This is a genomic window from Komagataeibacter oboediens, assembly GCF_003207815.1.
Taxonomy (GTDB): domain Bacteria; phylum Pseudomonadota; class Alphaproteobacteria; order Acetobacterales; family Acetobacteraceae; genus Komagataeibacter; species Komagataeibacter oboediens.
In genome coordinates this window covers 1-2,316 of the sequence record NZ_NKTX01000152.1, presented here as the reverse complement: position 1 = coordinate 2,316, position 2,316 = coordinate 1, and the positions used below count along the sequence as shown (strand labels likewise).

Sequence of the window (2,316 nt, the reverse complement as noted above, 5' to 3'; positions counted from 1 at the left end):
GTTCGCTGCGCCGCCCCCGTGGGCTTCGGGGACGGTCCAAAGATCATAGAGAGAGACCACGAAAAAAATTGTTATTTATCAATGATGTGAGGGGGGGGGGTAGCCCACCAGCTATGGGCTACCCCTAGCCCACCAGCTATGGGCTAGGTTTGGATGGAATTTGTCCAAATTTGGATTGAATTTATCTACATTTTTCGCTATAAAATGGATGAATTTCATCCAAATTTGGATGAAAAATCGTCTGATTTGATCTAGGGGTAGGCCATGAAGCCAAAGCACGTTGGATTAACCACCGCACCCAACGGAACTTGGGTTCAGGTCGAACGAGCGGCTATGGAACGATGGTCAAAATTAGCTGTATCAAATCCTAGAGCAGCGGCCGTTATGATGCTTATGACCTCCCAAATGGGCCGCAATAATGCTCTCGTCGCATCCCAAGCTACATTGGCCAAAATGGCTGGTTGCGGCTTGAATACTCTCAAAAGGGCTTTGTCCGTTTTACGAGAGGGCAACTGGATCGAAGTTCGACAGATCGGCCCCACAGGCACGGCTTGTGCTTACATCGTTAATGACCGAGTGGCTTGGTCCGGAAACCGCGATGGTATCCGCTACAGCCTGTTTTCTGCCGCTGTGTTGCTCTCAGACGACGAACAACCCGATAAGACCGAAATTGGCGCACAGCCGCCTCTACAGGCCATTCCAGACCTGTATCCGGGAGAGAAGCAGCTACCTACCGGCCCCGGCTTACCACCACCATCTCAGCCTTCTTTCGACGGCATGGAACCAGACTTGCCGGCCACCGAAAAATAGATCGCCCGACACCAAGCGCACGTTGCCCTTTGGGCAACGTATAAGCGCGCACTCTCTGATGCACCGGGACTAAGACGCCTGTCTTTCCCTTAAAGGCTAGAGGTCGAGTTCCGAATGGGAGCCCAGTCGCACCAAGACCAGGCGATCGGCCTCAATGAGGCGATAGATCAGCACCAGATCAGGCTTCACATGGCAGTCCCGATAGTCCTTCCAGTTGCCTGTCAGGGCATGGTCGCGATGCCGTATTTCCAATGCCGCATCGACCACCAGAAGCTCGATAATTCGCCGCAGATCGGTGTCTAGGGCAGCCCGATGCGGTCCCTTCGCCACCCGTTTGAAATCACGCTTGAAAGCCGTCGTGCGCTCAATCGTCCGCATGGAGATCTTCGAACAGCGCATCGACAGACCTGAAGCGCGTCAGATCCCCACGCTCGACCTCAGTAAACGCTGCCAGCGTCTCCGCATTGGGCTGAAACAGCGCGGCCGGAATCACCTTGTCCTGGGCAATCCGCGTCATCAGCACACGCACCACATCACTCACCGTCAGCCCGGCCGCGTGAATGACCTGGTTCGCGGCTTCCTGAATCTCACCCGGCACTCGGGCCTGGACCATGCGACTGACAGCCATGACATACCCTCCCAATACTGTATTTCAGTGTAATACAAAACACCAATTTCGTCTACGTTCCGGGGTGGGAGAAGGCGAAAAAAGTGAGGGCAAGATTAAAGAAACCAGCACTCTGTGACCTTGGTTTTCCGGATTCCTCTGTCTGCACATGGGGTTAGGGCGCGGCATGGTGGCACTGCGAAAATTGCCGCCAGAGTGCCGCCCTTTCCGGCCGGGCCGCGAGAAGCCCCAACATGGAACGGCACCATGCCCCACCTGATCGCGTCAGGAGAACAGGCGATCGCCTCTTGCGATCATCCGCTATAAGTCCGTCAGATGGCCGTATGATGGCTTCCGGCTCTTGTCCGGTAGTTGGTATCGGAAACTCGTCTGAGTGCCCTGTACGGCCATCCTTCGGTCTATAACCGGGAGTTCCCGGCTACAGACGCAGGAAGGGCCGGGCTTACCACAACCCGGCCCTTCCCCTCGCCACAGGTGACTACGCCCATAGCCAGCTTGCCGCTGGCCTCGCACCAGGTGCAACCGGAATCGCCCCGTTCGTCGCTTCTTGAGCCATTTTGCCCTTCCCCGGTTTCGCTGGCCTTGCAGGCTCCGGGCGAGCGCGGAGCGGGAGCGGCGTAGCCCGCCGAAGGCGCCGGAGCGGTGTGACGGTTAATCGACACACCCGGTCGCTGAAGCGTCGCACAACGATACGAAAACGGAATTAATCGCCCTTTTATGAGCCTCTGATCCGCCCCCGAGGGTCCACCGGCGCGGCTCCGCTGCCGCTCACGCAAGGCGTTCGCTGCGCCGCCCCCGTGGGCTTCGGGGACGGTCCAAAGATCATAGAGAGAGACCACGAAAAAAATTGTTATTTATCAATGATGTGAGGGGGGGGG

The 2,316-nt window shown here is 56.9% G+C and carries 3 protein-coding genes; 1 reads left to right on the top strand and 2 read right to left on the bottom strand.

The genetic code is table 11. The annotated features are described in order from the left end of the window. Positions 1-264: 264 nt before the first annotated feature. Positions 265-810 (top strand): replication/maintenance protein RepL, encoded by a 546-nt coding sequence (locus CFR80_RS17755; RefSeq protein ID WP_020958252.1) that lies wholly within the window; start codon positions 265-267, stop codon positions 808-810. Between the two features lie 96 nt (positions 811-906). On the opposite strand, the gene CFR80_RS17750 is transcribed toward CFR80_RS17755, so the two are convergent. Then, a complete protein-coding gene (locus CFR80_RS17750) occupies positions 907-1,188 on the bottom strand; it encodes a type II toxin-antitoxin system YafQ family toxin (protein ID WP_014106742.1) in 282 nt (93 codons plus the stop codon). Beyond that, on the bottom strand, positions 1,175-1,438 hold the full coding sequence (locus tag CFR80_RS17745) for a type II toxin-antitoxin system RelB/DinJ family antitoxin (protein ID WP_014106741.1): 264 nt from the start codon (positions 1,436-1,438) through the stop codon (positions 1,175-1,177). The genes CFR80_RS17750 and CFR80_RS17745 overlap by 14 nt, the downstream gene beginning before the upstream one ends. Positions 1,439-2,316: the final 878 nt, after the last annotated feature.